This is a genomic window from Streptomyces californicus (genome assembly GCF_000717645.1).
In the GTDB taxonomy this organism is placed as follows: Bacteria; Actinomycetota; Actinomycetes; order Streptomycetales; family Streptomycetaceae; genus Streptomyces; species Streptomyces californicus.
The window spans coordinates 1-21,873 of the sequence record NZ_JNZZ01000041.1 but is presented as its reverse complement, the minus strand read 5'-3'; the positions used below and the strand labels follow the sequence as shown (position 1 = coordinate 21,873).

Below are 21,873 nucleotides of genomic sequence, written 5' to 3'. Positions count from 1 at the left end.
CGGCCGGACCGGGCTCCCCGGCCCGGCCGCCCACCGGCCCCGCGCCCCCGGGCGCGAGCCACCCCGACGCCCGCGCCACCGACGCACCCCGTCACCCGGCGCGGACCGTCACCGGCAGGCCGGCCCGGCGCACCCCTCCGGACCGGCCCGCCACCCGCCCCACCCTCCATCCGGTGCACCGCCGCCAGGGGAGCCCCCGGCTCCCCCACACAGACCGGAAAGACCATGGCTTCCACCACACCGACAGACACGCCACCGGCACCGCCGGTCGACCGCCCCACCCCCCGGTCCACCGGGCGCATGGGCGACAAAGTCTTCCTGGGCCTCTCCCGCGGCTCGGGCATCCTGCTGCTCGTGATCATGGCGTCGATCGCCGTGTTCCTCACGTACCGCTCCGTCATCGCCATCTCGAAGAACGAGGGCAACTTCCTCACCACCTTCGACTGGAACCCGGCCGGCGACCCGCCGGTCTTCGGCATCGCGGTCCTGCTCTTCGGCACCGTCGTCAGCTCGATCATCGCGATGGTCATCGCGGTTCCGATCGCCGTCGGCATCGCCCTGTTCATCTCGCACTACGCGCCGCGCAAGCTGGCCGCCCCCATCGCGTACGTGGTCGACCTGCTGGCCGCCGTGCCCAGCATCGTCTACGGCATCTGGGGCGCCCTGGTCCTCGTACCGCACCTGGAGGGCCTGAACCTCTGGCTCGACGAGTACCTGGGCTGGACGTACATCTTCGAGAAGACCGAGGTCGGCATCGCCCGCTCGCTCTTCACCGTCGGCATCCTGCTCGCGATCATGATCCTGCCGATCGTGACCAGCGTCAGCCGCGAGGTCTTCCTCCAGGTCCCGAAGATGAACGAGGAGGCCGCGCTGGCGCTCGGCGCCACCCGCTGGGAGGTCATCCGCCTCTCCGTGCTGCCGTTCGGCCGCTCCGGCATCATCTCCGCCTCGATGCTGGGCCTCGGCCGCGCGCTCGGCGAGACGATGGCCGTCGCCACGGTCCTCTCCCCGAACTTCCTCATCTCGCTGCACGTGCTCAACCCGGGCGGCGGGACGTTCGCCCAGAACATCGCGGCGAAGTTCGGCGAGGCCGACGCGTTCGGGCGGGACGCCCTGATCGCCTCCGGTCTCGTCCTCTTCGTCCTCACCCTGCTGGTCAACGGCGCGGCCCGGCTCATCATCGCCCGCCGCAAGGAGTACTCGGGGGCCAACGCATGAGCCACGCACCCACCGGCGTCATGGAACGCCCGCAGCCCGCACCGCCCGCCCCGAAGAAGAGCAGCCTCGGCAGCCGCTCCCTGCCCCGCCTCGCGCCGCTCGGCTTCGCCGTCGTCGCGGTCGCCCTCGGCGTCGGCCTCTCGCTGGCCGCCGGCTGGGAGAGCCGCATCCAGTGGGGCATGCTCTCGGCCCTGTTCTTCCTGGTCATCTCCTACGTCGCCACGACGGTCGTCGAGAACCAGCGCCAGGCCAAGGACCGCCTCGCCACCAGCGTGATGTGGGTCTGCTTCCTGGTCGCCGTCGTCCCGCTCGCCTCGCTGCTCTGGACGACGGTCGTGCGCGGCGCCGAGCGCCTGGACGGCTACTTCCTCACCCACTCGATGGCCGGGGTGCTCGGCTTCGAGGAGAGCGGCGGCGTCTACCACGCGCTGATCGGCACCCTGGAGCAGGTCGGCATCGCCACGGTGATCTCCGTCCCGCTCGGCCTGCTGACCGCCGTCTACCTCGTCGAGTACGGCAAGGGCTCGCTGGCCAAGGCCGTCACCTTCTTCGTCGACGTGATGACGGGCATCCCGTCCATCGTCGCCGGTCTCTTCATCCTGTCGATCATGCTGATCGCCAACCTGGAGCCGTCCGGCCTGATGGGCGCCCTCGCCCTGACGATCCTGATGATCCCGGTCGTGGTCCGCTCCACCGAGGAGATGCTCAAGCTCGTCCCGAATGAGCTGCGCGAGGCGTCCCTCGCCCTCGGCATCCCGAAGTGGCGCACCATCCTGAAGGTGGTCCTGCCCACCGCGATCGGCGGCATCACCACGGGCGTCATGCTCGCCATCGCCCGTATCGCCGGTGAGACCGCCCCGATCATCCTGCTGGTCTTCGGCAGCCAGCTGATCAACACGAACCCCTTCGAAGGCGCCCAGTCCTCGCTGCCGTTCTACATCTACGAGCAGTACAAGATCGGCGAGGTCGCGTCCTACGACCGCGCCTGGGCAGCGGCCCTGGTGCTGATCGCCTTCGTCATGATCCTCAACCTCGTGGCCCGCGGCATCGCCCGCTGGAAGGCCCCGAAGACCGGTCGCTGACGCGGCCATCAGCGACCTCCCGAAAGAAGCAGTGATTCCCATGGCCAAGCGCATCGACATCAGCGGCCTCACCGCCTACTACGGCAGCCACAAGGCCATCGAGGACATCTCGATGACCGTGGAGCCCCGCTCCGTGACGGCCTTTATCGGCCCGTCCGGCTGCGGCAAGTCCACCTTCCTGCGCACCCTGAACCGGATGCACGAGGTAACCCCCGGCGGCCGCGTCGAGGGCAAGGTGCTGCTGGACGACGAGAACCTCTACGCCTCCAACGTCGACCCCGTCACCGTGCGCCGCACGGTCGGCATGGTCTTCCAGCGCCCCAACCCCTTCCCCACCATGTCGATCTTCGACAACGTGGCGGCGGGCCTGCGGCTCAACGGCAGCTACCGCAAGAGCGAGCTGAACGACATCGTCGAGAAGTCCCTGCGCGGCGCGAACCTCTGGAACGAGGTCAAGGACCGGCTGAACAAGCCCGGCTCCGGACTCTCCGGCGGCCAGCAGCAGCGCCTGTGCATCGCCCGCGCCATCGCGGTCGAGCCGGACGTCCTGCTGATGGACGAGCCGTGCTCCGCGCTGGACCCGATCTCGACCCTCGCCATCGAGGACCTGATCGGCGAGCTGAAGGAGCGCTTCACGATCGTCATCGTGACGCACAACATGCAGCAGGCGGCCCGCGTCTCGGACCGCACCGCGTTCTTCAACCTCGCGGCCGTCGGCAAGCCCGGCCGGCTCATCGAGATAGACGAGACCGAGCGGATCTTCTCCAACCCCTCGGTCCAGGCCACGGAGGACTACATCTCCGGCCGCTTCGGCTGAGCCGCCGGCCCGGCCGACCCGGCCGGGCCGCCCGGCTCCACGCCCCCGATACGGCCTTGCGGTGCTGCATGGCGGTGCCACCACAAGGCGAAAAAGGGTCCGCCCCCGTACTCGTACGAGTACGGGGGCGGACCCACACGTGTCAACGACGGGGCCTCCGCCGCTCAGCCGAAGAGCAGCAGAACCGCCCCGTAGCTCAGCGCGGCGACCAGGGCCGCGGCGGGCATGGTGATGAACCAGCCCAGGATGATGTTCTTGGCGACGCCCCAGCGCACGGCGTTCACGCGCTTGGTGGCGCCGACGCCCATGATCGCGGAGGTGATGACGTGCGTGGTGGAGATCGGGGCGTGGAACAGGAACGCCGAGCCGAACATGATCGACGCGCCGGTCGTCTCGGCCGCGAAGCCCTGCGGCGGGTCCAGCTCGATGATCTTGCGGCCGAGGGTGCGCATGATGCGCCAGCCGCCCGCGTACGTACCCAGCGAGAGCATCACGGCACAGGCGATCTTGACCCAGACCGGGATCTCGTCGTTGGGGCCCTCGACGTCGGCGATGACCAGGGCCATCACGACGATGCCCATCGTCTTCTGCGCGTCCTGGAGGCCGTGGCCGAGTGCCATGCCCGCCGCCGAGACCGTCTGCGCGATCCGGAAGCCGCGCTTGGCCTTGTGCGGGTTGGCCTTCCGGAACATCCACATGATGCCGACCATCACCAGATAGCCGACGACCAGCCCGATGACCGGGGAGAGGAACATCGGGATGACGATCTTCTCGACCACGCCGGACCAGATGACGTCCGTCCCGCCGGCCAGCGCCGCCCCGACCATGCCGCCGAACAGGGCGTGCGAGGACGAGGAGGGGAGGCCGTAGTACCAGGTGATGAGGTTCCAGATGATCGCGCCGACCAGCGCCGCGAACAGGATGCCCATCCCCTTCTGCCCCACGGGCGTGGCGATGAGCCCCTCGCTGACGGTCTTGGCGACCCCCTGGCCCAGGAAGGCGCCGGCGAGGTTCATCACCGCCGCCATCGCCAGGGCCGCCCGCGGGGTCAGCGCCCGGGTGGAGACCGAGGTGGCGATGGCGTTCGCCGAGTCGTGGAAGCCGTTCGTATACGTGAAGCCGAGCGCGACACCGATGGTCACGATCAGCGCAAAGGTGTCCACGAGGTTCAGGACTCCTTGACCGCGATGGTCTCCACGGTGTTGGCGACGTGCTCGAACGCGTCAGCCGCCTCTTCCAGCACATCCACGATCTGCTTGAGCTTCAGCACCTCCATGGCGTCGTACTTGCCGTTGAAGAGGTGGGCCAGCAGCTTGCGGTGGATCTGGTCGGCCTGGTTCTCCAGGCGGTTGACCTCGATCCAGTACTCCGTGAGGTTGTCCATGGTCCGCAGCCCCGGCATGGCCTCGGCGGTCAGCTCCGCCGCCCGCGCCAGCACCTCGATCTGCTGCTCGACGCCCTTGGGGAGCTCCTGGACCTGGTAGAGGACGACCAGGTCGACGGCCTCCTCCATGAAGTCCATGATGTCGTCGAGCGAGGACGCCAGGTTGTAGATGTCCTCGCGGTCGAACGGCGTGATGAAGGAGGAGTTCAGCTGGTGGAAGATCGCGTGGGTGGCGTCGTCCCCCGCGTGCTCCGCTGCCCGCATACGCTCCGCGATCTCGACTCGGGAGGCAGAATCCGCCCCGAGCAGTTCCATCAGGAGCTTCGAGCCCGTGACAATGTTGTCCGCTGATGCGGAGAACATGTCGTAGAAGCTCGTCTCCCTGGGGGTCAGACGAAAGCGCACGTGGGGTCCTCGGGGTGCTTTGGATTCGGTCAGGCTGATGCTAGGCGCATCATCCGGCCACGGCTAACCGGCGTTCCTCAGTGTCGCCCATCGAACACCGCGATCGGCACGGACCCCCGTCACGATTGCGCGGGATTCGTTACGATATACCCGGCAGGGGTATAAGAGGACGTATGAGGACAACGGGAGGACGCAGATGACCACGACCGGGACCACCGGGATCACGGGGGCGGAAGCGGCGGGCACGGCGGCCCCGGAAGCGGGGGCGGCCCCGGATGTGGACATCGTCACCGACCACGACCGCGGCATCCACGGCTACCACCACCAGAAGGGCGAGCACCTCAAACGCCTGCGCCGGATCGAGGGCCAGATCCGCGGCCTGCAGCGCATGGTCGACGAGGACGTCTACTGCATCGACATACTCACCCAGGTGTCGGCCTCCACGAAGGCGCTCCAGTCCTTCGCCCTGCAACTGCTGGAGGAGCACCTGCGGCACTGTGTCGCCGACGCGGCCGTCAAGGGCGGCGACGAGATCGACGCGAAGGTCGAGGAGGCCACGAAGGCCATCGCCCGCCTGCTCCGCACCTGACCTCCGCCGTCCCGACCCGGGCGCCCGGGCCCCCTGGCGCCCGGTGCCACCGGGCGGACATCCGCGGTACGGGGGTGGCGTGGGCGTCCTGCGCGTCAGCTCCGGTGGGGCCCCTGCCGGGGAACCGTCGTCCAGCACTCCACGCCTCCGACGTCGAGCACTTCGTCGATACGGTCCGGACTGAGGCGCTCCTCGCCGGCCGCCGACGCGGCGATCATCAGCTCGCCGCACAGCTCGATCTCGGCGAGGGCCACACGGTCCTGAGCGTTCGGAATCCTGAGCGTCACCACCTGCGTCACCTCTCCCTGCCGTTCTCTCCGCCGTCCCGCGACCGCTCACCGGCCCCTGGCACACCGACTTCCCAGCCTAGGGAACGGGGTACGCGCCCCGCATGACACGTCCGGACCATTTGCGCCCCCTCCCAACCGGCCCCACCGCCCGGCCCGTCCCACCCACCCGCCACCCGCGTCATCTCCGCCCCGCTCCGGGCCTCAGCCCCGCTCCCGGTCCGCGCCGCCGTGCTCCGTGCTCCGTCCTCCCGGTCCGCGCCGCCGCCCTCCGTGCCCCCGGCTCCGCCCGGCCCCCGGCCAGCTCCTGGCTCCTGGCTCCTGGCTCCTGGCTCCTGACCTCAGCCTTTGTCAGCCCTGGCGGATCCGGCCGGTGTAGATCGCGTCCTCGTCCGGCAGCTCCACCCTGACCGGAACCCCGAACCCGTACAGCAGCAGCGTCGAGACCACCGACACCTCCGGGCCCTCGGAGGAGAAGGTGAAGCGGTGGCGGACCTTCCGCAGCCGACCGTCCTCGTCGAGGTACGCGTCGAACGGGACGGCGTCCTTGCTGAACCCTTTCGCCGCCGCGCCGAGCGCCCCGCGCGACCGCGGCGACGCGGCGCGGGCCGCCCGTCCCAGATCGGCGACGCCCCGGTAGTGGTGCACCGTCACCCCCGCCAGCTCGGTCGTCCCCGCGTACGTCACATCGGACGCCCCGCGCAGCAGTTCGGCCGCCGCCATCGGGTCGGTCACCCCGCCGGTGACGAGGTTGCCGTCCTTCAGCGCGGTCGTGTCGATCCGGACCCACTTGCCGTCGGGCACCCCGGCGCCCCGGTTCTTCATGTACAGCGCCCCCGGGGTCAGCAGCTCGGTGATCGGCCGGTGCCCGTCCACCCCGCCGGCGCCCTCGGGCAACGCCACCTTGATCCGCCCCACCTGCGCGCGGAAGTCGTACACCCCCTGCCCCCGGATCGTCACCCGCGTCCCCCCGGCGGCCGTCTCCATGGACGTACGGGTCTCCGCCCCGCCCTCCGCGACCAGCACACCGGCCGCCCGGTCGAGCAGATCGAGGGGGCGCCCGGCGGCCACGGAGCGCTGTCCGGAACCGTCGTCCGCACCGCTCGCCCCGTCCCCGCCGAAGCATCCGGCGGTGACCGCGATCACTCCGGTCACGGCGAGGGCGCGCACAGCGCGGGCCCCGCCTCCGTCCCTGTACCGCTGCACCGCCATCGCCTGCCTACCCCCAACGACTACCGCCCGGCCGAGCCCCGCGCCCGCTCCGCCTAACGACCGCCGCCGCCCCCCGTCACGCCGCCCCGGCCCGCGTGCACCGCCCGGAGCAGGCGGCGTCCGGCCCGTACCCCCCGCGGGGCGGCCGCGGCCAGTACCGTGGTCGGGTGCATGAGGATCCCCCCACCCCGGGCCGCACCACCGCCGCCCCGCGCACCCCCGTCCAGGCCGTACCGGCTCCGGCCGGCATCGCCCCGGGCCCCGCGCCGGCCTCCCCGTCCGGCCCCTCGGCCGGGCACACCACCACGACGATCGAGCGCGGCTCGTTCTGCCTGGCCCGCTGCAACTGCGGCTGGGCGGGACCGGCGCGCAGATCCCGGGACCGGGCCCGTACGGACGCCGCCGAACACCTCACCGCCCCCTGACCGACACCACTCGCCCGCCTGCCCTGCCTGCCCTGTCCGGCCCGTTCACCGGAGCCCGGCCCGGACAGCACGATCCCCCAGGCGCTGGACGCGTCTGGGGGATCGGGAGGAAGCGAGGGCGGGGCAGGGCCGCCCGGGGAGGCCTGGCGGCCGGTCGGGTCAGGCGGCCAGGTCCTTCTCGCCGGGGTCGCCGCGCCGGGAGCCGGGCCGCGGCTCGGGGATGCCCCGCGTACCGCCGTGCTCATCCGCGTACGCGATGTCGGTGTCGGTATCGGCGTCCTTGGCTCGGACGAACCAGCCGACGCGCGGCGAACGGGCGACCGCCGCCATCAGCGGGGTGAGCAGCGCCATGGCGAGCGGGGCCAGCAGCAGGGTGACGGCCGTGCCGAGGGCGAAGCCGCCGATCACGTCGGTCGGGTAGTGGACGCCCATGTAGACCCGGCTGAAACCGGCGAAGAGCGCGAGGCCGATGGCGACGAAGCCGAACTTCCGGTTCGCCACGAAGATGCCGACCGCGATGCCCATCGCCAGAGTGGAGTGGTCGCTGACGAACGAGAAGTCCGTCTTGCCGTGGATCAGGACCTCAAGGCCCTCGTGGTCGTTGAAGGGGCGCGGCCGTTCGACGAACCCGCGGATGGGGATGTTGACGATGATGGCGATGGCGGCGGCGAGCGGCGCCCAGACGATGGCGGCGGCGGCCGTCACCGAGTCCTCCGCCGTGCCCCGCTTGCGCATGCTCCACCAGCACCACAGGCCGACCAGGACCAGGCCGAACATGATCCCGTACTCGCCGACGAACTCCATGACCCGGTCGAACCAGGTGGGAGCGGCCTTGGCGAGACCGTTGATGTCGTAGAGCAGACTGACGTCCGGGTTCGACCCGTCGAGTTCGAGTCCAGCCATCTGCTGCGGCCCCTTGCCTTGTCTGCTTCATCTGCTGCGACGCGCGTCCTTGCCCGCCGCCGTGGTCGAACCCCCGTGTCCGGTGCGATCCGTTACCGCACTGCACCGTGTCGCATGGTCAGTGCGCGTGCCGTTCCCGTTGCCGTACCCCGTCCAGGGAACGGCCTGGCCGTCGCGTGCGTTCCGCTCTCCACCGAATGATCACCATGACGTTATCGAAGAGTGACTCGTCGTCGCAGCTCAGGGCCCAGGCTTCACGGAGAGTTCCGACCTCGGCCGACTGCCCGTCAGAGCCCTTCGCCACTCCGGTCGCGCGCGAGACATGGATCACCCCTTCGGCAGGTCGGTCGGCAGGGCGGCCGCGCCGTCCTTGGTGACCCGGGTCGCGCCGAAGTAGTCCGGGGTGTCGATCTTGTCGAACCGGATGACCGCCCCGGTGAACGGCGCATTGATCATATAGCCGCCCCCGACGTACAGACCGACGTGCCGGATGGCGCGCGAATTCGTCAGATCGTCGGAGAAGAACACCAGATCGCCCGGGAGCAGCTCGTCGCGCGAGGGGTGCGGTCCGGCGTTGTACTGATCGTTGGCCACGCGCGGCAGCTCGATGCCCACCGTCCGGTACGCGGCCTGGGTCAGCCCCGAGCAGTCGAACCGCCCCTGCTGCTCGGGCGTACCGTTGCCGCCCCACAGATACGGCGTGCCGAGCTTCTTCTGGGCGAAGTAGATGGCCCCGGCCGCCTGCTGCGAGGGCGCGACCCGGCCGACGGGCCGGGCGAAGCTCTTCTCCAGCGACCGGATGATCTTGACGTAGTTCTGTGTCTCTTTGTACGGGGGCACCCCGCCGTACTTGATCACCGCGTACGCGCCGGCGTTGTACGCGGCGAGCATGTTGCTCGTCGCGTCGCCCGGCACCTTCTTCACGTACCCGGCGATCTCGCAGTCGTACGAGGCGGCCGAGGGGATCGCGTCCTCCGGATCCCACACGTCCCGCTTGCCGTCGCCGTTGCCGTCGATCCCGTGCGTGGCCCAGGTGCCGGGGATGAACTGCGCGATGCCCTGTGCGGCGGCCGGGCTCTGGGCGCTCGGGTTCCAGCCGCTCTCCTGGTACAACTGGGCGGCCAGCAGCGCCGGGTTGATGGCGGGACAGAGATTGCCCCACTTCTGCACCAGCCCCTGGAACCGTGCCGGCACCGCCCCCTTGGCCAGCGCGACGGCGCCGCCGCCCCCCGAACCCGCGAGCCCGGCGGCGGCGGAGTACGTACCGACGACGAGCAGCGCCAGGAAGCACATGACCATGCCGACGCCGATGCCACCGAACACCCAGAATTTCCGCACCCCTCAACCATCCCCCATCGGGGCGCGCTTCAGAGCCGTTTTCGACGGTGTGTACGAGTCATCCGCGGCACACCACCGGCGCACCCGAAGCACAGAGGGGCGTCGGCGGCTCACCGGCACCAGGAGTGACGAACCATCAGCCGCCGTCCGTCGCCCCGGGCGCCCTCAGCCGCCCCCGGGCGCTCGCAGCGGTCCGCCGTCACCGCGCAGCCGCCGCTCAGCGGTACGCGGTCGCCCTCAGCAGCGCCGGGTCGTCCTCAGCAGTATTCGGTCGTCCTCGGCGGCCCTCATTCCCCCTCTCCCTCCCCCGACCAGAAGTCGGAGCGGACGTCGGGACGGGGCAGCGGGTAGACGCCCTCGTACGCGGGCCCGTTCGGCTCGGAGGCGGGGGCGGCGACCTTCGACTCCTTCACACAGGGGGTGTCGGCCTCCAGGAACGCCTGTCCCTTCCCCCGGAAGGAGACGCTGACACCGAATCCGCTCCGGGTGACCGCGTAGACCGCCGGGAACTTGTCGTCCTTGTTGACCGCCTTGATCCGGTAGTCGTTCTTCCGCCAGAACGTCTCCGCCCGGTCCAGGAAGGTCTGGCGGCGCTCGGGCGAGACGACGGTCATGACGGCCCGGCGGCGGGTCACGCCGCAGGCGCGGGTGGTGGTGGGCCCGTGCGCCCACCGCACGTCGGGGTCGATGCCCTTGAGGACGGCGTCCAGCATGGCGTCGGCCCGCTCGGCGGCCTCCTGCATGTCCATCTCCTGATCCTTCCCCTTTTCCTTCTCCTTCTCCTGCCCCTGTTCCTCCTGCCTGCCGCTCCCCACCCCGCTCGACGCCCCGGCGCTCACGTCGTCGCCGCCGCGCGCGCCGCTCTCGTTCCCGCAGCCGGACAGCGGGACCCCCAGGGCCAGCACCGCCGCGACGAGGGGCAGGGCCCGCTTCACTCGCCTCACTTCGGTTCCTCCATCTTGAGCCGGTCGGCGTTGCCCGACACGATCAGGGCGATGCTGTCGGCGGACACGGCGTCGCGCTCCGGGCTGAAGTAGTTCGAGTGCGAGTCCAGGCTGATGCCGCCACCGCCGACCAGCGGCGGCCCGTCCGCCACCGGGAAGCGCCGCGCCCCGAACGCCTCGCTCGCCGGATCCTTCCCGAACCACAGGTCGTCATCGCCCGGATCGGCCAGATCACCGGCGAGGTAGGCCCCGCCGGGCCCGCCCAGGATCAGCCCGACCCCGCCGACCACGACCTGGGTCTTCGACGGCAGCTTGGTCACCGGGTCGTTGGCGGCGGCCCCGACGAAGACGTGCGCGCTGCCGACGCCGAGGTCCACCGCGTGGTCGACGCCGACGCCGGGACTGCCGACGAGGATGATGTCGTCCACCCCGGGGATCCCCCCGGGCCGGGCCGCCGCGGCGCCCACCGTCCGCGAACCGTAGGAGTGCCCGATGGCCGTGAGGTGCGGGTCCTCGTTCCGGTTCGTCACGGAGATGCCGTCCATGAAGTCGCGGTAGGCGGCCCCGCCCTTCTCGGCGCGCCCGGTGCCCATGACGGCGAAGTAGCCCGCCACCCCGTCCTTGTCCGGCAACTGCGGCGCGTCGTACCCGAGCCAGACGATGGACGCCGTCGACTCGTCGTACCCCTGCGCCCCGATCGCGGTGTCGCGGGCCCGCCCGATGTCGTTCTTCGCGAACTCCTCGTCGAGCGAGGTGTTCAGCCCCGGTACGTACGCCGACACGTGCCGCGAGGCGTCCGGGTCACCGAAGGAGACGATGGCGCGGCCGTTCCCCTCGTCCCCGATCCCGATGAGGTACATGGGCGGCTTCCCGTCCTCGTCCAACTGCCGCTGGATCTCCCGCAGCCCGGCCAGCTGGTCGCGGGCCTTGTCGGTGTCGACCCCCTCCAGCTTGTCGATCAGCGCCGGGAGGTTGCGGCGGTTGGCGGCGTCGCGGGCCAGGGCCGGTATGCCGTCGAGGTTGCCGATCCGTTCCGGGACGAGCTCGATGTACCGCTCGCGCTCCTCCTGCGAGAGCCCGTCCCACCACGCCTTGCGCCCGGCGGGCGTCGCGGTGAGCGGGATGCGCTCGCTCAGGTGCGCGCGTTCGGCGTCCCGCACCTCGGCGTCGACCCGGGCCCCGGACCCGGGTATCGCCATGCCGGCGCCGGCGCCCCCGACGGCCTTGTTCCAGTCCCAGGCCGCGCCGATGTAGTCGCCCCGCGCCCACTTCCCCTCGGCGCCGCGGGTGTCGCGCCGCCACTCGTCGACGATCCTCCGCCCGGTCTCGCCCGGCCGCAGCACGGCGTCGACGACCCCTTGGACGTCGCCCCCCAGCCCGTCCCCGACGAGCCCGTCGAGGAACCCGCCGCCGTGGGGCCCGGCGGGTCTACCCGCGTCGACCGGCACGATGAAGTCGGCCGGGGGGAGCGCGGCGCGGTCTTCGGGGGAGCCGGACCCGGGCTGCGACCCGGTGGTCCCGGCCTGCGCCCCTGCGGACCCGGACGCGCCGGCCCCGGTGGTGCCGGAGGTCCCGGACGCGCCGGTGGTGCCGGAGGTCCCGCTCCCGCCGCTGCTGCCGTTCGGCCGGCCGGTGCTGCCACCGGTAGCGCCGTCGGTGCTGCCGCTGCCGCCGTCACCGCCAGTGGTCGCCGTACCGTCCGTAGCTCCGGTGGTGGTCGCCGTACCATCCGTAGCTCCGCTGGTACCGGTGCTGCCGGTGCCACCGGTGAGGCTGGACTCACCGCGGCCGTCCGTACTCCCGCCCGCCGTACCGGAGGAAGCGTCGCCTCCGCCGCGCCCGTCGCCCCCGGCATCCCCGCCCCCGGCCACGACGTCATGCCCCGGCGCCGGACAGGAGCTACCGGTCAACGAGCAGATGGCGGCACGGATCTCGGCGGTGAGCTGTCCGCCGATGCCGGTGGCCATCAGCCCGCCGACCAGGGCGACGACGACCAGGACGAGGCCCAGGTACTCCAGCGCGGTCTGCCCGCCGTCGCGGCGCGGCGTCATCATCCGGGCGAAGCTGAACAACCGCTGCTCGGCCCGCTGCTCCGGGCTGCTCCGGAACCACTGGCGGCTCTCCGCACGCCCCAGCAGCACGAGGACGGCGGCCGGCATCACCAGACGCGCGACACCGTCGAGCCCGGCCCCGCCCCCCAGCTCCGCGAGCGCGCCCAGCACGATCCACACCTGCACGGCGAGAAGCCCGTACCAGACGCGGACGCCGCCGTGACGCACCCTCAGCGACAACACGAAGGCGGCGACACCGGGTAACGAGGCGTAGAGAAGCAGCCCGAGGAGATACCCGTCGACCGCGTCCACCGAGGAAGCCGCCGAAAGAGCCCGGACCGCGCCCACCAGGGTGGCCACGAAGAGCACGTGCAGCAGGACCAGCACCGCCTGCACCGGCCGAGGCATCAACCGCCCGCCCGAGCCCTCCACGGCAGCATGTGCGTCGACGCCGACAGGAACCGCGCTTCTTCGTATGCCGGACAAGAGCAGGCCCCTACCTCGTGAGTGGGCGGAACGGGCGACGGATCAGTCACTCCTCGTATGCGACCACACGGGCGGGCCCCCGAGCATGGGCCCCAGGACCCAATGAAGGGCTCAAACCCCTTACTCATCGCAGGAGTTGAACCACCCACCCGACCTCACGACCGCCCACCCGCCTCCTCTGACGCCCCTGCGGACCAGAAGTCGGAGTGGATGTTGGGGCGGGGGATGAGCTCCATGCCCTCATACAGGGGCGCGGTCGCCTGACTGGTGGAATCCAGCACCTCCGACTCCTGAACGCAGGGCGTATCCACCTGGAAGAACGCCTGCCCCTTGCCTCCGATGCGGAGTCTCACGCTGAAGCCGTCCTGCGTTCTGGCATAGATGGCTGGGAAATCGACATCATTATTGATGGCTGTCATGCGATACCCACTCCTACGCCAATAACGGTCGACCAGACCCAGCAGGCTCCCTCGCCTCTCGGCTGAAATATTCGTCATGACAACGCGTCTGCGCGTGACGTCGCACATGCCAACGCTGGTGGGCCCGTGCGTCCACCTCAGCTCCGGCCGAATCTCCTTCAGCACAGAATCAAGAATCTCATCGGATCGCTCCGCAGCAGCTTGCATATCCATATTTGAACCCCTGTCGCCCGCGCACCCAACAAGCAATGAAGCGAAACAGAAAGAGATCACCGACGAGCGCAACAAACGCTTCACTCCGCGCTCTCCTGCTTGACCTTGTGCCCTTCGCCCGCGACGATCATCGCAATACTGTCGGCCGATTCTGTATCCAATTCCGGATCGAAGTACTGCGAATGCGCGTCGAGCGAGAACGGTGGCCCAGGATCCACCACGAAACGCCGCGCACCGAACCCCTCGCTCGCCGGGTTTCTACCGAACCACAGGTCGTCATCACCCCCGCGGACAGCGTCCACCGCCAACTCCCCCATCGGCCCGAAGGGTTTTCCCGCCACCTCCAGCATTCCGCTTCCCAAGGAGGGGAGGTGGGTCACCACATCGTTTTTCGCAGCACCGACGAATACGTGGTCCTTCCCCACATGGAGGTCCTCCGCACGGTCCACTCCCACCCCAGGGCTGCCAACGAGGACGATGTCGTCGACCTCAGGGATACCGCCTTCGTACTGCGTGGCAGCTCCGACGGTTCTCGACCCGTAGGAGTGTCCGATAGCGGTCATGTGCGGTTCGTCGTGGTCGTTCGAGGCGGCCAGTCCGGACATGAAGCCGTGGAACGCCCTCCCGCCGGTCTCGGCTCGCTCGGTGCCGGCGACATCCAGGCTGCTTATCCCGTCGAGGAGCTGAGGGGCGTCGTACCCCAGCCAGGCGATCGCCGCGGTCTCTCCGTCGATCTCCCGCGCCGCCATCGCCGTATCGCGCGCCCGCTTCAGATCCCCCCTGGCGAACTCCATATCCAGCGACGTGTTCAGCCCCGGCACATACGCCGCCACATTCCGCGCCGCGTCCGGGTTCCCGTACGAGACGATCGCCCGCCCGTTGCCCTGGTCCCCGATGCCGAGCAGGTACATCGGCGGCTCCCCCGGCTTCGTTCCCGCTCGCAGTTGGCGGTCGATCTCCCGCAGAGCGGCGAGCTTGGTCTCCGCGTCACCGTCGTTCCGGCCCTCCAGCTTTCCGATCAGCAGCTGGAGGTTGTCCCGGTTCGCCGCGTCCCGGACGAGGGCCGGGATCCCGTCCAGGTTGCCGATCTGGTCCGGGTACACCGCGAGGTACTCCTCACGCTGTTCATCCGTCAGGCCCGCCCACCACGCCTTGCGTTCGGCCGGGCTCGCGTCGTGCGGGACGGCGTCCTTCAGGTAGCCGCGCGCCGCCTGCCGTACCGCCTCCGCGTCGGATGCCGCGTCCGTCCACGTCGCCGTCGAGACGCCCAGGCCCTCCTGCGCCTTCAGCGACCGCAGGATGCGGGCGTACCGCCAGTCCGCGTCGGCCGCCGCCCGTACGGCCTGCGCCACCCGGTCCGCGATGTCCTGGGCCCGGCCCGCGTTCGGGTTGGGAGCGACGAGCCCCGACGGTGCGACCATGCCCGGGTTCGGGACCCCGGACGCCGTACCGCCCGGCAGCGGCTTCCCGTCGACGAGGCCCTCCCCGCCCGCCGGGTACGTCACCGATCCGTCGGCGTGCACCGTGAGGCGCAGGGCCGCCGCCTCGTCCAGCGCCCCCTGCAACACCCGTTGCTGGGTCTTGATCTCGTGAGCCAGGCTGTTCAGCGTGGTCCGCAGCAGCCCGCACTCCGTATAGATGTACTGGAAGTTCGTTCCCAGACCGCGCAGCCGCCGCGTCGCCGCCTCGGCCGCCTCCCCCTTCTGCGTTCCGCGCAGGCCGGGCAGGAGCCGGCTCTCGATCCGGTCCCGGGCTGCGTCGGCACGGTTGCTCGTCCGCCCCCAGCCGTCCGCCGCCTCCTCCAACTCGGCGCACTTCACCTCCCGCAAGGCGGCCCAGGTCAACGTGGACCCGGCGCCGTCCCACCCGCTCACCGCGCTCTGCCGTCGCCCGCCATTCCGCCCGCTCACCGCACTCCGCCGTCGCCCGGCGTCCCGGAAGCTGCCGCGGCAGCCGTACCTGCGGACACCGCGGCCGGCGTCCCCACGGCGTCGAAGCCGCTCTTCACCGCCTCGTTCGACCGGCTCTGCGCCCGGACGGCCTCGCGAAGATTCCCGGCGAGGCTTCCGCACTCACCGCGCGCCTGGTCGATACGGCGCTCCCACGAGGCGCGGACCACACCCAGTTCGGCCAGCGCGGACAAGGCCCCGCCGCCGGCGACCACCCCACGGTGCGCCGCGTCCAGGTCCGCCCTCACCGGGCCGAGAAGCGTCACCAGGTGGTCGGCGCCCTCAGCGGCCCGCAGCCATGGGCGTCGATGGTGCTGAAGATCGCCTTCACCCGCCGCTCCGGGCGCCCCGTCCCGTCCCGGCACCCCCACCGGCCCCATCGGACGCACAGGCTCCACCGACTCCGCCGCCCCCGCCAGACCCGCCGGACCGGTCGGCCCCGTCGGCGGCCACAGCCGGTCCGAGCCCCCGTCCGGCTGTCCGGTACCCGTCACTCCGCCCACGCCACTCACCCCGTTCGCTTGATCGTGGAGCGGCACTGTGCCAAATCCGCGCTGCCCGACATGCCCTACGTCAACGCGCCGCGCCCCGGCCCCCGTACGCCCCGAAACCCCGTGGCCCCGGGCCCGCGCACCCAGCGGCACCGCCCCCGCCCCACCGCACGGTTCACCCGAACGAAGGGGAGCCGACCCGAGGAACGCACCGCCCGGAAGCCGGAAGCCGCGTCGGCGCCTCGGCGCCCGGAGTCCGTACCGACCCCACAGCGCCGAACACGCCCCCAACGCGCCCCGCCCACGGCGGAACCGTACGAACGCGAAGCCGGAGGACCCCACGGTCGAGGCCGTCTCCCCCACGCGGCGGAGACCACGCCCCCGGCCTCGTACCGAAGAACAGCTCGCTCGGACCGCCAAGCTGACGCCGCGCCATGCCGCCGTGACCACGATGGAACGCATGCGCTCCTCCAAGGAACAGCCGACCCGCACCTCCTCATCGCCCCCGCCGCGATGGGCCGTCCGCTCCGCGCGGTTGATCCCGCTGATCGTGCTGCCGACCGGACTGTGGCGGCTGGCGATGGTGTGCGGATTCCCGTCCGGCTACACCGAAGCCGGATTCGTCCCGTTCGAGACCCCGGGCGCCAAGATGTGGATGCTGGCCCTGAGCATCGTCTGCGAGCTGCTCGCCCTGCTCTCCCTCGGGCTGGTGCGACCGTGGGGCGAGACGATGCCCGGGTGGCTGCCGGTCGTGGGCCACCGTCGCGTCCGTCCACTCGCCGCCGTCGTACCGGCCGCCGTCGGCGCCCTCGCGCTGACGGCGATCTGGGCGGCCATGCCGTGGTGGTGGGCCTACCCCCACCCGGACATGACCCCCTCCGGCAGCCTCGTGGTCGGCGTCCTCTACCAACCCCTGGTCCTCTGGGGCCCGCTGCTCGGTGCCATCACCCTCTCCTACCACCGTCGTACGCGCCCGCGGCGGCTTCGCGCCGCCCACTGAATCGAACGGGGAGGCGACCGGCGCACCGAGGGCTCTCGAACGGCGCATGCGAACACGCCGTGCTCCGTGAACGCTGCAACCGCATCAGAACCCATGGCCACCGTCGTTGCTCCTGGTCACACCCCGTGATACACAGAGTGACCAGGCGTGTGTACGAAGAGTCAGGTCACGCCGCAGGTCAGGGTGGTCGCCCCGGTCAAACGTGCGAGATCCGGGTAAAGAGACCCCGGAAGGCGTCGTGCGAGCGCGGTTTCATCAGCGAAGATAGAAGGCGACCCGTGCCGGTCGGCACGGGCAGCGAACTACCCAACAGGGGCGGTGACTTACATGATCCTGGCAGCAGAGAAGGGCGACATCACCACCATCATCGGCGGAATCGCTCCGGACTGGGGGCCGTTCGGGACGCTGGGCAACGAGGCGCGCATCATGATCGAGGTGGTGATGGCCATCGCCATCCTGCTCTGCCTCGGCATCGCGATCTGGGGCGCGGCGAAGCAGCGGATCGGTGCGACGGCGCTGCGCGACACGTTCAGCGCGGAACAGGGCAAGGGCCTGATCGTGGCCGGCCTGACCGGGGTCTTCATCATCGGCTCCCTGGGGACCCTGTTCACCATCGTCTACGGAATGGCCGTCTGACCCACCGTCGGCTCATTCCCGCGGGCCTTCCCGGCCCGGCCCCGCCCCCCACCGTCCGCCCGTCGTGCCCACCGGCTGAGGTTGCGTTTCCCTGATGTCGAGTCACCAGACCGCGTTCGAGCGGCGACCAGCACCATCGGACCCGTCCTGCGCGGTTCCGCACACGACCGAGGGAGCGAACGCGGCATGAGCCCCGGTGACGAGCACGACTACCGCCCCACGGACCGGGGCGGCCGCACGGACGACCCGTACAGCACCCTCGGCGGCACCCGCCAGACCCGCACCAGGCTGCCCGACAGCGACGCCGGCCATCCCCAGGCCCGCCGGCCTGCCCGGAACTCCCGTTCCCTGGTGATGATCGTCGGCGTCGTGGTCCTCCTCATCGCCGCCATCGCCTTCGCCAACCGAGGCGGCGGCAGCGACGACGACGCCTCGCCGGGCGCCAAGGGCCGCAGGAGCACGGGCAGCGCCCCCACCGCGGCGACCGGCACCAAGCCCGTCCAGGGCAAGAACGGAACCATCGCCTCCGGCTTCGCCCACGACGAGCAGGGCGCACAGAGCGCGGCGGCGAACTACGCGGTGGCGTTGGGGTCTGCGGAGATGTTCACCAAGGAGAGCCGCCACCGCATCCTCGACACGGTCTACTCCCCGGAGGCAGCCGACGAGCTCCGAGCTCCACAGGATCTGGCCTACTCGACGGAGTTCCTCGGGCGCCTCGGGCTCGATCCTGAAGGAAACGCTCCGAAAGGCAGCACCTTCATCTCACGGACCGTTCCGGTAGGCACCAAGGTTCTGGCATTCGACAAGGACACCGCCGAGGTGGCTGTCTGGTACACGGGCCTCATCGGTATGTCCGGGCAGGACTCCACCAAGCCCGTCAGCACCACCTGGAAGACGTGGACGGCCCAACTGTCCTGGCTGGAAGGCGACTGGAAGGTGACCTCCGCCTCCGAGAGCGACGGCCCCGCCCCTGTTCCCGGCGACGTCGCGGCATCACAGTCCGACACGATCAGCAAGGCCGTAGAGGAGTACGGAGGCTTCACTTATGCCAGGTAGCCCCAAGTACCGCTTCCGTTCGGTGGCAACCTCGCTGATCGGACTGCAAGCGGCCGCGCTCGCCTTCGCAGGACACGCGGCTGCGGACCCGACACCCACCCCGACGCCAACTCCGACGCCTTCTCCGAGCACGAACGAGGACTGCAGTCTGCTGTTCGGCGAGGTGAAGAAGTACTGCGAGGAAGGCAACAGCGACAGCGCGCCCAGCAGCGTGCCGGGATCCCCCGACCCGTCGGAGTCCCTCGACCCCCTCTCCTCCCTCGCCCGAGGCTGCGCCGACGCCGCCTCCTGGATCGTCGGCAAGCTCAGCGAAGCCGTCGAGTCCACGGCCAACGTCGACTTCACCAACCCCAAGTTCCTCCAGCAGTACGCCGTCATCTTCGCGGCCTCCACCATCCTCACCCTCGTCCTCTGGCTCCTCGCCGTGGCCAAGCGCGCCATCCGCGGCGTGCCCCTCACCACCGCGATCTCCGAGGCCGTCGGGTTCCTCTGGCTCACCGTCCTCGCCTCGGCCTTCACCCCGCTGATCCTCTACACGATCGTCTCCGCCACCGACGGCGTCACCGAGATCATCGCCTCCGCGACCGGCGGCCAGACCGACGTCTTCTTCGGCTCATTCGCCGAGGCCCTCAAGAAGGGTGAGGACATCGGCGGCGGCCCCATCATGCTGATCGTCGTCTCGCTCGTCTCGATCCTCGCCGCCGGCATCCTCTGGCTCGAACTCGTCATCCGCGCCGCCCTGCTCTACGTCGGCGCGCTCCTCGGGATCGTCGTCTACGCCGGTCTCGTCGACAAGAACATGTGGGGCCACGTCCGCCGCTGGGCCGGCATCATGATCGCGGTGATCATGGTCAAGCCGGTCATCGTCATCGTCCTCGGCCTCGCCGGAGCGCTCTCCACGGGCGACGGCCCCGACGCCTTCTCCGCCGTCGTCTCCGGCCTCTCCATCATCCTGCTGGCCATCTTCGCCTCCGCCATGATCTACCGCTTCGTCCCCGGCTTCGGCGACGAGATCCAGGGCGCCCGCACCAACCGCAAGCAGGCCACCGACGGCTCCCAGGCCGCCGCCCTGATCAGCTCCCCCGCCGCCCTCGTCTCCCAGGGCATCAAGACCCACAGCGGCCGCACCGAGCAGAGCGGCGGCGGCGGAGGCGGCGCCCGTCCCGCCAACCCGGCCAGCGGCGGCGTCGCCGCCCACAGCTCCCGTACCTCCGGCGGAGGCGGGACCGGCGGTAGCAGCGGCGGTTCCGCCGCCCCCTCGCCCCGCAGCGGCTCCGCGCCCACCTCCAGCACCCCCCACAGCAGCCGCTCCTCCCGAGGCGGAGGCGGCTTCGGCAGCACAGGCAACTCGAACACAGGAGGTGGAGGGCGTTGACCACCCCGTCCCACACGATGGCGCCCCGCCGCACGTATCTCATCGGCCGCGCTCGGCCGAACGCGATCATCGGCAAGAACCGCGAGACCGGCGAGATCGCCCTGATCATCGTCGGCGCGTTCCTCGGCATGATGAGCGGGCTCCTCGTCCCCGTCCTCTCGATGCGCATCGTCTGCCTCGTCGGCTTCCCCATGCTCGCCCTCGCCGTCGTGTACGTCCCGTACAAGGGCCGCACCTTCTACAAGTGGTTCGAGATCAACCGCAGCTTCAAACGCTCCCTGCGCCGCGGTACCGCCTACCGCTCCGGAGCCATGGAAGCCGGCGTCAGCGCCGCCGGCCGCGAGGTCGAGATCGGCCCGCCCCCCGGCATCGGCCGGATCAGCTGGCTCGCCGCCCCCTTCGGCCCCGACGAGATCGCCGTCCTCCTCCACGCCGACCGGCGCACCGTCACCGCCGCCATCGAGATCGAGGGCCCCGGCGTCGGCCTCCGCGACAGCGAGGACCAGGAAGCGCTCGTCGACCGCTTCGGCACCCTCCTCAAGCACGTGGCCAACGGCGACGGCTTCGTCACCCGCCTCCAGATGCTCGCCCGCACCCTCCCCGCCGACCCCGACGCCCACGCCAAGGACGTCGCCCAGCGCGGCGACAAGAAGGCCCCCGGCTGGCTCCAGGACTCCTACGACCAGCTCCAGTCCATGGTCTCCACCTCCAGCGAGCAGCACCGCGCCTACCTCGTCGCCTGCATGCACTACAGCCGCGACCTCGCCGCCGAGGCCAACGCCATGGCCCGCGCCGCCCGCCCCCACGGCGGCCGCAAGCTCGACCGCGACGCCGGGCTCGCCGTCGTCATGGCCCGCGAGCTCACCGACATCTGCGCCCGCCTCGCCGAGGCCGACATCCGGGTCCGCCAGCCGCTCGGCCAGAGCCGGCTCGCCTCCCTCGTGCACTCCATGTACGACCCCGACCACCCCATCGACCACATCCAGGCCATGACCAAGCGCAACGCCTGGCCCGCCGAACTGGACGCGGTCGAGCCGACGTTCCTCCAGGCCAAGACCCGCGAGTCCACCACCCGCGCCCCCTGGTGCCACGCCACGGCCTGGGTGAAGGAGTGGCCGATGACCCCCGTCGGCGTCAACTTCCTCGCCCCGCTCCTCGTCCACACCCCCGACGTCATCCGTACGGTCGCCGTCTGCATGGACCTCGAACCCACCGAGGTCGCCATCGAGCGCATGCTGACCGAGAAGACCAACGACGACGCCGAGGCCAGCCGCCAGGCCAAGATGAACCGCACGGTCGACCCCCGCGACATCGCCGCCCACGGCCGGCTCGACCAGCGGGGCGAAGACCTCGCCAGCGGCGCGGCAGGAGTCAACCTCGTCGGGTACATCACGGTGTCGTCCCGGTCGCCCGAGGCCCTCGCCCGCGACAAGCGCACGATCCGCGCCTCCGCCGGCAAGTCCTACCTCAAGCTGGAGTGGTGCGACCGCGAGCACCACCGCGCCTTCGTGAACACGCTCCCCTTCGCCACCGGCATCCGCCGCTGACACGGGCCCCGCCACCCGACGCCAACCCCGATCCCACCCCCAACCC

21 protein-coding genes are annotated in these 21,873 nt (G+C 70.8%); 10 read left to right on the top strand and 11 right to left on the bottom strand.

The window, feature by feature from the left end:
• Positions 1-225 precede the first annotated feature (225 nt).
• From pstC to pstB, 3 genes are read left to right on the top strand one after another with little or no spacing between them, the layout of a single operon-like run.
• Positions 226-1,218, top strand: coding sequence for a phosphate ABC transporter permease subunit PstC (gene pstC, locus IF19_RS0132490; RefSeq protein ID WP_030115833.1), 993 nt, complete (start codon positions 226-228; stop codon positions 1,216-1,218).
• Positions 1,215-2,300: a phosphate ABC transporter permease PstA gene (gene pstA / locus IF19_RS0132485; protein ID WP_030115834.1), complete on the top strand. Its 1,086-nt coding sequence runs from the start codon at positions 1,215-1,217 to the stop codon at positions 2,298-2,300. The genes pstC and pstA overlap by 4 nt, the downstream gene beginning before the upstream one ends.
• 40 nt (positions 2,301-2,340) lie before the next feature.
• Positions 2,341-3,117 (top strand): phosphate ABC transporter ATP-binding protein PstB, encoded by a 777-nt coding sequence (gene pstB, locus IF19_RS0132480; protein WP_030115835.1) that lies wholly within the window; start codon positions 2,341-2,343, stop codon positions 3,115-3,117.
• Positions 3,118-3,281: 164 nt separating this feature from the next.
• On the opposite strand, the gene IF19_RS0132475 is transcribed toward pstB, so the two are convergent.
• Together IF19_RS0132475 and IF19_RS0132470 are read right to left on the bottom strand one after the other, a co-directional pair.
• Positions 3,282-4,280, bottom strand: a complete 999-nt coding sequence (locus tag IF19_RS0132475; RefSeq protein ID WP_030115836.1) for an inorganic phosphate transporter — start codon at positions 4,278-4,280, stop codon at positions 3,282-3,284.
• Between the two features lie 5 nt (positions 4,281-4,285).
• Positions 4,286-4,906, bottom strand: coding sequence for a DUF47 domain-containing protein (locus IF19_RS0132470; RefSeq protein WP_003968094.1), 621 nt, complete (start codon positions 4,904-4,906; stop codon positions 4,286-4,288).
• Positions 4,907-5,102: 196 nt separating this feature from the next.
• On the opposite strand from IF19_RS0132470, the gene IF19_RS0132465 reads away from it, so the two are divergent.
• Entirely contained in the window at positions 5,103-5,495 is a 393-nt protein-coding gene (locus IF19_RS0132465) for a metal-sensitive transcriptional regulator (protein ID WP_030115837.1), read from the top strand.
• A 95-nt stretch (positions 5,496-5,590) separates the two neighbouring features.
• On the opposite strand, the gene IF19_RS0132460 is transcribed toward IF19_RS0132465, so the two are convergent.
• Both IF19_RS0132460 and IF19_RS0132455 read right to left on the bottom strand, forming a co-directional pair.
• A complete protein-coding gene (locus tag IF19_RS0132460) occupies positions 5,591-5,794 on the bottom strand; it encodes a hypothetical protein (RefSeq protein WP_030115838.1) in 204 nt (67 codons plus the stop codon).
• 339 nt (positions 5,795-6,133) lie between these two features.
• Positions 6,134-6,994: an SCO4651 family lipoprotein gene (locus tag IF19_RS0132455; protein ID WP_030115839.1), complete on the bottom strand. Its 861-nt coding sequence runs from the start codon at positions 6,992-6,994 to the stop codon at positions 6,134-6,136.
• Between the two features lie 167 nt (positions 6,995-7,161).
• Between IF19_RS0132455 and IF19_RS0132450 the strand changes: the two genes are divergently transcribed.
• Positions 7,162-7,419 carry a hypothetical protein gene (locus tag IF19_RS0132450; RefSeq protein WP_030115840.1) on the top strand — a complete coding sequence of 86 codons (258 nt, stop codon included), beginning with the start codon at positions 7,162-7,164 and terminating at the stop codon, positions 7,417-7,419.
• Positions 7,420-7,578: 159 nt separating this feature from the next.
• Here the strand turns inward: IF19_RS0132450 and IF19_RS0132445 are convergent, their stop codons facing one another.
• From IF19_RS0132445 to IF19_RS1000000138545, 7 genes are all read right to left on the bottom strand, one after another.
• Positions 7,579-8,322: a phosphatase PAP2 family protein gene (locus IF19_RS0132445; RefSeq protein ID WP_030115841.1), complete on the bottom strand. Its 744-nt coding sequence runs from the start codon at positions 8,320-8,322 to the stop codon at positions 7,579-7,581.
• 327 nt (positions 8,323-8,649) lie between these two features.
• Complete coding sequence (locus IF19_RS0132440; protein WP_030115842.1) at positions 8,650-9,645, bottom strand: C40 family peptidase; 996 nt, start codon at positions 9,643-9,645, stop codon at positions 8,650-8,652.
• Positions 9,646-9,947: 302 nt separating this feature from the next.
• A complete protein-coding gene (locus IF19_RS0132435; protein WP_030115843.1) occupies positions 9,948-10,604 on the bottom strand; it encodes a hypothetical protein in 657 nt (218 codons plus the stop codon).
• Positions 10,601-13,063: an alpha/beta hydrolase gene (locus tag IF19_RS0132430; RefSeq protein WP_030115844.1), complete on the bottom strand. Its 2,463-nt coding sequence runs from the start codon at positions 13,061-13,063 to the stop codon at positions 10,601-10,603. The genes IF19_RS0132435 and IF19_RS0132430 overlap by 4 nt, the downstream gene beginning before the upstream one ends.
• A gap of 233 nt (positions 13,064-13,296) precedes the next feature.
• The gene (locus IF19_RS1000000138550; protein ID WP_234313300.1) at positions 13,297-13,560 is read right to left on the bottom strand and encodes a hypothetical protein; all 264 of its coding nucleotides are present in this window, start codon (positions 13,558-13,560) and stop codon (positions 13,297-13,299) included.
• A gap of 293 nt (positions 13,561-13,853) precedes the next feature.
• Positions 13,854-15,647, bottom strand: a complete 1,794-nt coding sequence (locus tag IF19_RS0132420) for an alpha/beta hydrolase (RefSeq protein WP_030115846.1) — start codon at positions 15,645-15,647, stop codon at positions 13,854-13,856.
• Positions 15,648-15,679: 32 nt separating this feature from the next.
• Positions 15,680-15,988: a hypothetical protein gene (locus tag IF19_RS1000000138545; protein WP_234313299.1), complete on the bottom strand. Its 309-nt coding sequence runs from the start codon at positions 15,986-15,988 to the stop codon at positions 15,680-15,682.
• A gap of 685 nt (positions 15,989-16,673) precedes the next feature.
• Between IF19_RS1000000138545 and IF19_RS0132410 the strand changes: the two genes are divergently transcribed.
• The 5 genes from IF19_RS0132410 (at position 16,674) to IF19_RS0132390 (ending at position 21,827) form a co-directional block, all read left to right on the top strand.
• Positions 16,674-17,213: a hypothetical protein gene (locus IF19_RS0132410; protein ID WP_234313298.1), complete on the top strand. Its 540-nt coding sequence runs from the start codon at positions 16,674-16,676 to the stop codon at positions 17,211-17,213.
• Between the two features lie 327 nt (positions 17,214-17,540).
• A complete protein-coding gene (locus tag IF19_RS0132405) occupies positions 17,541-17,849 on the top strand; it encodes a hypothetical protein (RefSeq protein WP_003968086.1) in 309 nt (102 codons plus the stop codon).
• Between the two features lie 186 nt (positions 17,850-18,035).
• On the top strand, positions 18,036-18,905 hold the full coding sequence (locus tag IF19_RS0132400; RefSeq protein WP_030115849.1) for a DUF8175 domain-containg protein: 870 nt from the start codon (positions 18,036-18,038) through the stop codon (positions 18,903-18,905).
• On the top strand, positions 18,895-20,280 hold the full coding sequence (locus IF19_RS0132395; protein WP_030277910.1) for a hypothetical protein: 1,386 nt from the start codon (positions 18,895-18,897) through the stop codon (positions 20,278-20,280). The genes IF19_RS0132400 and IF19_RS0132395 overlap by 11 nt, the downstream gene beginning before the upstream one ends.
• Positions 20,277-21,827: an SCO6880 family protein gene (locus tag IF19_RS0132390; RefSeq protein WP_030115851.1), complete on the top strand. Its 1,551-nt coding sequence runs from the start codon at positions 20,277-20,279 to the stop codon at positions 21,825-21,827. Before IF19_RS0132395 ends, IF19_RS0132390 begins: the two co-directional genes overlap by 4 nt.
• The last annotated feature ends 46 nt before the right edge of the window (positions 21,828-21,873 follow it).